This is a genomic window from Deinococcus sp., assembly GCF_030523985.1.
GTDB lineage: Bacteria > Deinococcota > Deinococci > Deinococcales > Deinococcaceae > Deinococcus.
This window is the reverse complement of the sequence record NZ_JAUNHK010000077.1, coordinates 1-6,492: the sequence shown is the minus strand read 5'-3', so window position 1 is coordinate 6,492 and position 6,492 is coordinate 1. Positions and strand designations below refer to the sequence as shown.

The window sequence follows — 6,492 nt, the reverse complement described above, 5'->3', positions numbered from 1 at the left end:
GCGAAAAAGCTCCGTATCCTGACCAACAACCCGCAAAAGCTGCACAGCCTGGGCGGATTCGGCCTGGAAGTCGTGGAGCGCGTGCCGCTGCATGTGGGCGAAGACCCGCACAACGCCGAGTATCTGCGGGTAAAGCGGGAGAAACTGGGGCATTTATGATGATGGAAAATGGATGATAGATGATAGAGAAAACATTGTCCCCGTCATCTTTTTTCCATCATCCATCAGCGTAGCGGAACCATCAACCATCACCCTCCAAAGGAGCCAAACCATGAACCGAATCGAAGCCACCCTCCTCGCCCACGACCTCAAATTCGCCATCGTCTCGACCCGCTGGAACCACTTGATTGTGGACAGACTGGTGGAGGGCGCAGAACTCGCTTTCGTGCAGCACGGCGGCAAAACCGAGAACCTCGACCATTACCTCGCCCCCGGCTCCTATGAAGTGCCGCTGATTGCCCGCAAACTGGCGGAATCGGGCAAGTACGACGCTGTCGTTTGCCTGGGGGCCGTCATCAAGGGCGACACCGATCACTACGACTTCGTGGCGGGCGGCGCAGCCAACGGCATTCTGAACACTTCGCTGCACACGGGCGTCCCCGTCGCTTTTGGCGTGCTGACCACCGACACCGTCGAGCAGGCGCTCAACCGCGCGGGCATCAAGGCGGGCAACAAGGGCGGCGAAGCGGTGCTGGCGATGATCGAAACCGTGAACCTGCTGCGTCAGGTGGGCAAATAAAAAACCCGCTCACTCGGAGCGGTTACGACAAAAACTATAGCCCGATATGCAGCCGCCGTCAAGGGTATGCAGGCGGGCGGCATGTCGGCTCATGGGCGCGACGGTTCGCCGTGACCGCGCTACCCTGCTGCCTGTAGAGGAGGGCAAGATGCTCATTCTGGAAGAAATGCAGGCGCGTGGACACGAAAGCCTGACGCTGCTGCACCACGCGCCCAGCGGCCTGCGCGGTGTGCTGGCGGTGCATTCGCGGGTGCTGGGGCCAGCCATCGCGGGCGTGCGGCTGCGCGAGGAAGACGAACAACTGGCGGTCAGGGGTGCCCTGGCCCTGTCCGAGAGCCTGACGCTCAAGGCGGCGCTGGCGGGCCTGAACTACGGCGGCGGCGCGTGCGTGCTGATGATGCCCGAAGCCGGGGTGGAAGACCCCCACGCCCGTGAAGCCCTCTTCCGGGCGCTGGGGCGCGAACTCAGCCACATGCAGTCGCGGGTGGTGCTCACCGAGGACATCGGCGTGACACCTGCCGACATCACCTTCGTGGCGCAGGAAACCCCCGCCACGCTAGGCATGAACACCGACACCAGCACCATCACGGGCTACGGCGTATACCGGGGCATGAAAGCCGCCGCCAAATACGCGCTGGGCGCAGAAAGTATGCGCGGCGTGCGGGTCGCCATCCTGGGAGCCGGGGCCGTGGGCCGCACGCTCGCCGCGCACCTGCACCGCGAGGGCGCGAAGCTGACGGTGGCCGATTTCCGGCCAGAACGGGCACAGGCGCTCGCCGACGAACTCGACCAGACGGTGGTCGTCCCCGTTCACGAACTGCTCGACACGCCCTGCGACGTGCTGGCCCCCTGCGGTTACGGGCACAGCATCCACAGCGACGACGTGCCCCGGTTGCAGTGCCGACTGGTGGCGGGCGGTGAACACCATCCGCTGACCCAGCGCGGCGAAGAAGCGGTCAAGGAAGCCGGAATCATGTACATGCCCGACTTCGCCATCAACTCGGCGGGCCTGATTGCCGCCGCGACGGGCGCGAGCATGGACCAAGCCGCCGAGCGCGTCTACCAGAACGTGAGCCGCATCGTGGCCGCCGCCGCGCAGTACCACAAGCCGCCGCATGTGGTCGCCCGCAAAATGGCCGAGCGCCGCATCAGCTTGATCGGGAGCCTGGGACACGCATGAGCGCTCAACTTCCTTTTGTGATCGGCGTGGCGGGCGGCTCCGGCTCCGGCAAGACCACCGTGACCCGCCGCGTTATGGAAACGGTGGGCAGCGACGGCGTGGCGGTGCTGAACCAGGACAACTACTACCGCGACCAGTCGGACATTCCCTTCGAGGGGCGGCTGCACACCAACTACGACCACCCCGCCGCCTTCGACTGGCAACTCCTGCGCGAACACGTGGACGCGCTGATGGCGGGCGTGCCCATCGAAATGCCCGAGTACGACTTCACCCGGCATACCCGCGCCGCCCACACCACGCGGGTGATGCCGGGGCGGGTGCTGGTGCTCGAAGGCTTTTTCGCCCTCTACGACGAAGCCCTGCGCGAAAAGATGAACCTCAAGGTCTTCGTGGACGCCGACGCCGACGTGCGCTTTATCCGCCGCCTGCTGCGCGATACCCAGGAGCGCGGGCGCACGCTCGAAAGCGTCATTGAGCAGTACCTCAGCTTCGTGCGGCCCATGCACTTGGGCTTCGTGGAGCCGACCAAGCGCTATGCCGACGTGATTATTCCGCACGGGGGCATGAACGAACCCGCACTCGACATGCTGGCGGCCCGGATTCAGGGCATGGGGCGCTGAGTGCCGCTCCTCCCTTCGGCGGATGCGCCCCTCGCCCCAATCGGCTTAGGATGGGCGCGTGACTGAACCCGCTCGCCCTGCCCCCACTGGGCCAAACCTGCTGGCTCCGGCCCGGCCTCACCGCCTGACGCGGCCCCTGCTGCTGCTGGTGCTGCTTTCCTTCATTCCTGCTCTCATTTTGACCGTGCAGCGCGTGCAGTTCGAGCAGTCGCGCAAGGCGGCGACCCTGGTGATGGACTACCCCGCGCTCGTCATTCAGGCGCGGCGCTACGGCCTGGAACCGCAGGCCCTGCTCGACAAGTACAAGGCGCTGGGCGTCAACGGGATTGCGCTGTATGAGGACACCGTCGCCAGCTTGCAGCAGCGCGGCGAAGTGCTGCTCAAGAACGGCTACGACCTCGCCGACCAGTTCCCCGGCTCGTCCGTCAAGCCGAACGCGGTCTACATGCGCTCGGTGGTGCCGGGGGTGGCCGAGGCCCTGCCCCCGCGCTACACCATTCCCACCCGCACGGTCACGGTGGGGGGGCAGCAGTGGATAGAGTGGCCCACCGACCCCAGCTACCTGCCCGCTGGCCCCAACAAGGCGCAGGTGGACGACTTCAAGCGTCAGGGCATGGTGCTGGTCTACCGCCCCTACAACGACGAAGCGCGGCCCATTGGTCAGGTCGGCACCGACTGGCCCGACGTCCCCTTTATCGCCTTCACCGACGACGCGGTGATTGGGGCGCGGACACCCGAACTGCTCGACCAGGTGAACAAGGCGATGGGGCAGCGTGTTCCCGCCATCATCGAGGGCAACATTCAGGACGGCCTGGAAGACCTGGTGCTGGAGCACGGCGGCGTGCGCCTCTTTGCCATCGCCCCGAGCTGGCAGAACCAGCTTCAGCCGGAAGAAATTGCCAGCAAGTACAACCTCGCCGTGCGCGAGCGCAGCCAGCAACTGCTGTACATGCGTCCCTTTCCCACCATCAACGAAACCGAGGACATGCTGGCCCGCCTGCAAGTCCTGATGAAAAATTCCGGTATCCGGGTCGGTCTCCCTGTGACCACCGCCTTTGAACCCAGCCCGCTGCTGCGCTGGCTGAGTGTCGTCGGGCCGGTGGCGGCGCTGCTGCTGGCAGGCCTGAGCGTGCCGCTGCGCAAACTGGGCTTGCTGGGCGCGGCGGGTATTTTCCTGCTGTGCGTGGGCCTGAACTACGCCACACCGCTGGCGGGCTTCGCACTTATCGCCGCCGTCAGTTTCCCGGCGCTGGGCTTCTTGCTGCGCCGCGAGAAGATGACCGACTGGTTCCTGGCGACGGGCCTGAGCCTGGTGGGGGTGGTGTTCGTGTCGGCGCTGGGGGCCACCCGCGACTCCATGCTGGGCCTGCATCCCTTCCGGGGCGTGGGCCTGACGCTGCTGCTGCCGCTGGTGATGGTGGCGGTCAGCTTCCTGCCCAAACAGGACATCCGCAAGACGGTCAGCGACGTGTACAACGCCCCCATCAAACTCGGTGACATCGCCGTGATGGGCATCGGTGCGGCCTTGCTGCTGATGGTGTTCTCGCGCCGAGGCAACGCGACGGGCGGTAGCGTCACCGAGTTCGAAGCGCAGCTGCGCCAGAACGTGCAGGATTCGATGGTGCGTCCCCGCTTCAAGGAAGTCGCCGCGCATCCCCTCGGCCTGCTGGGGCTGAGCGGCAAGCTCCCCGGCTACTTCAGCGCCTTGATGCTGCTCGGCGGCACGATGGGTCAGGCCAGCATCCTCAACACCTTTTCGCACTTCCACACGCCCTTCCTGATTTCGGCCATCCGCTGCTTCCTGGGTCTGGGCCTGGGTCTGCTGATCGGTCTGGCGCTGACCTGGGCTTTCGGCAAGGCGCTGGAGCTGTGGAACGCGTATGGCGAGCCGCGCCGGGTTCGGGCATGAAGGCCGTCATCAGCGGGTACTACGGCTTCGGCAACACGGGCGACGAGGCGATTGCCCTCGCCATTACCCGCGAACTGAAAAAGCAGGGCATCGCGCCGCTGCTGCTGTCCAACACTCCCGAGGAAAGCGCCGACCTGTACGACTGCGAAGCCGCGCCGCGCATGCAGCCTGCGGCGGTCGCCCAGGCGCTGCTGCGCTCGGACTTGCTGCTCTCGGGCGGGGGCGGCCTGCTGCAAGACAAGACCAGCAACCGCACCCTGGTCTATTACCTCGCCTTGATTCGCATGGCGAAACTGATGGGCAAGCGGGTGTGCGTGTTCAACCAGAGCGTGGGACCGCTCAGCGAGCAGGGACGCAAACAGGTCAAGCGCGCGCTGCGCGGCACCCAGGTCTTCGTGCGTGACCGGGGCAGTCTGGAACTTCTGACCGAGCTGAAGGTTCCGGCGCGGCTGGGCGGCGACCCGGCGCTGCTGCTGCGGCCCAGTCTCGGCTTGCAGCCCGACCCGTTCACGGTGGTCGTGGCCCCGCGTGGCGACGTGACCGGGACGTTGCCGGGCCTGCAACAGATGGTGAGGCAGTTGCGGGCGCGGGGGCGGCGGGTGGTGGCCCTGAGTTTCATGCCCAGCCACGACGACGAAGCCGCCCACAGCCTGGGAGCCGACGACGTGGTCAGCACCCGTGACCCGCAACTGGCGCTCGACACCATCGCCCGCAGCGGCTTCGTGGTGGGGGTGCGCCTGCACGCCGTGATTCTGGCGGCGGCGGCAGGGGTTCCTTTCGCGGGCGTGGCCTACGACCCCAAGGTGCAGGGCTTTTGCGACGATGCCCGCTCTCCGGTGTTTCCCGTGGACTTCGATTCGGCGCAACTCACCGACCAGACCTACCGCCGGGTCACGCCCGACTGGAGCGCAATAGAGGAAATGAAATTCCGTGCCATGCAGAGCTTCGTGTGGCTGACCGAGCCGAACGCCCCGTAGAGGCCCAGAGCCGGAAAAGGGGGATGGAGGAGATGCGCCTCTGTCCCCCTTCATCTTTCCGGCGACGTGGTTCGTGTCAGAGCCTGACTGTGAGGGACTTCACGCGCCCCGCTGGAGAAGCGGCGCCAGCACGCGAAAATCCTGCCCGGCCTTAAGGTTCGGCGGAGGCCCTCAGGCGTGCCAGCCCGGTGAGGGGGCTTTTTTTAAGGTGGCTTCATGCGACTGCCCCTCACCGCGTTCCTGTCCGTCTCCGCCCTCCTGCTCGCCTCCTGCGGCGGTGCGCCCCTGCCGGTGCAGGGCGAGTCCGCCGTGGCTCCCGTGCCCGCCGCCAAGCTGAGCAGCCAGAGCGTCGGCGCGGTGCGGCTGCCCCCGGCGGGCAAGTTGAGCTGGGACTGGCAGATCGGCGCGGCGACGGAAGCGAAGGTGGCGGTGCCCGCAGGCGTGACGCTGATGGATTTGGACGCGTTCTCGACCTCGGCGGCCAAAGTCGCTGAGCTGAAGGCCAAGGGCATCTACACCGTCTGCTACATCAATGTGGGCAGCTACGAGAGCTACCGCCCCGACTCGGCGGAATACCCCGAGTACCTCAAGATTCAGACCGACCCCAACTGGCCCGACGAGAGCTTCGTGGACATCCGCGACGTGTTCCGTGAAGGCAGCGTGCTGGCGGGCATCTTGGAGCGCCGCCTCGCCATGTGCGCGGGCAAGGGCTTCGACGCGGTGGAACCCGACAACCTCGAAAACGACCAGAACGTGACCAGCGGCGTGATTACCCGGCAGAACCAGCTCGACTTCAACGGCTGGCTGGCTGACCGCGCCCACGCCAACGGACTGGCGATTTTACAGAAAAACGGCGTCGGCTACGTGCTGGAAGCCGACGGGCAGGGCCGCCCGATGGTGGAGCTGTTCGACGGCATTCTCAATGAGAGCTGCCAGCGCTACAAGGAATGCGGCGCACTGGGCGAGTATGTGCGCCGGGGCAAACTGGCGCTGAACGTGGAATACCGTCAGGCCAACCTCGACTGCGCCGCCATGAACGCGCTGGGCGTCAACTCGATCTTCAAAGA

The 6,492-nt window shown here is 66.0% G+C and carries 6 protein-coding genes and 1 pseudogene; all 7 read left to right on the top strand.

Annotated features, from left to right (window positions below; all coding sequences use genetic code 11):
- Window positions 1–159 (top strand): annotated as a pseudogene (locus Q4C89_RS10965) (bifunctional 3,4-dihydroxy-2-butanone-4-phosphate synthase/GTP cyclohydrolase II); the annotation flags it as partial.
- Between the two features lie 112 nt (window positions 160–271).
- Window positions 272–739: a 6,7-dimethyl-8-ribityllumazine synthase gene (gene ribH, locus Q4C89_RS10960; protein ID WP_303102649.1), complete on the top strand. Its 468-nt coding sequence runs from the start codon at window positions 272–274 to the stop codon at window positions 737–739.
- A gap of 148 nt (window positions 740–887) precedes the next feature.
- The gene (locus Q4C89_RS10955) at window positions 888–1,919 is read left to right on the top strand and encodes a Glu/Leu/Phe/Val dehydrogenase dimerization domain-containing protein (protein WP_303102656.1); all 1,032 of its coding nucleotides are present in this window, start codon (window positions 888–890) and stop codon (window positions 1,917–1,919) included.
- Window positions 1,916–2,539, top strand: coding sequence for a uridine kinase (gene udk / locus Q4C89_RS10950; protein WP_303102648.1), 624 nt, complete (start codon window positions 1,916–1,918; stop codon window positions 2,537–2,539). The genes Q4C89_RS10955 and udk overlap by 4 nt, the downstream gene beginning before the upstream one ends.
- 58 nt (window positions 2,540–2,597) lie before the next feature.
- On the top strand, window positions 2,598–4,448 hold the full coding sequence (locus Q4C89_RS10945) for a DUF5693 family protein (protein ID WP_303102647.1): 1,851 nt from the start codon (window positions 2,598–2,600) through the stop codon (window positions 4,446–4,448).
- Complete coding sequence (gene csaB, locus Q4C89_RS10940; RefSeq protein WP_303102655.1) at window positions 4,445–5,425, top strand: polysaccharide pyruvyl transferase CsaB; 981 nt, start codon at window positions 4,445–4,447, stop codon at window positions 5,423–5,425. The genes Q4C89_RS10945 and csaB overlap by 4 nt, the downstream gene beginning before the upstream one ends.
- A 216-nt stretch (window positions 5,426–5,641) precedes the next feature.
- The coding region (locus Q4C89_RS10935; RefSeq protein ID WP_303102646.1) for an endo alpha-1,4 polygalactosaminidase at window positions 5,642–6,492 on the top strand (851 nt) is incomplete at its 3' end.

Excerpts from the sequence above, each read along its gene's own strand:
- Q4C89_RS10955 (WP_303102656.1), top strand. The coding sequence starts at position 888 with ATGCTCATTCTGGAAGAAATGCAGGCGCGTGGACACGAAAGCCTGACG.
- csaB (WP_303102655.1), top strand. The coding sequence starts at position 4,445 with ATGAAGGCCGTCATCAGCGGGTACTACGGCTTCGGCAACACGGGCGAC.
- udk (WP_303102648.1), top strand. The coding sequence starts at position 1,916 with ATGAGCGCTCAACTTCCTTTTGTGATCGGCGTGGCGGGCGGCTCCGGC.
- ribH (WP_303102649.1), top strand. The coding sequence starts at position 272 with ATGAACCGAATCGAAGCCACCCTCCTCGCCCACGACCTCAAATTCGCC.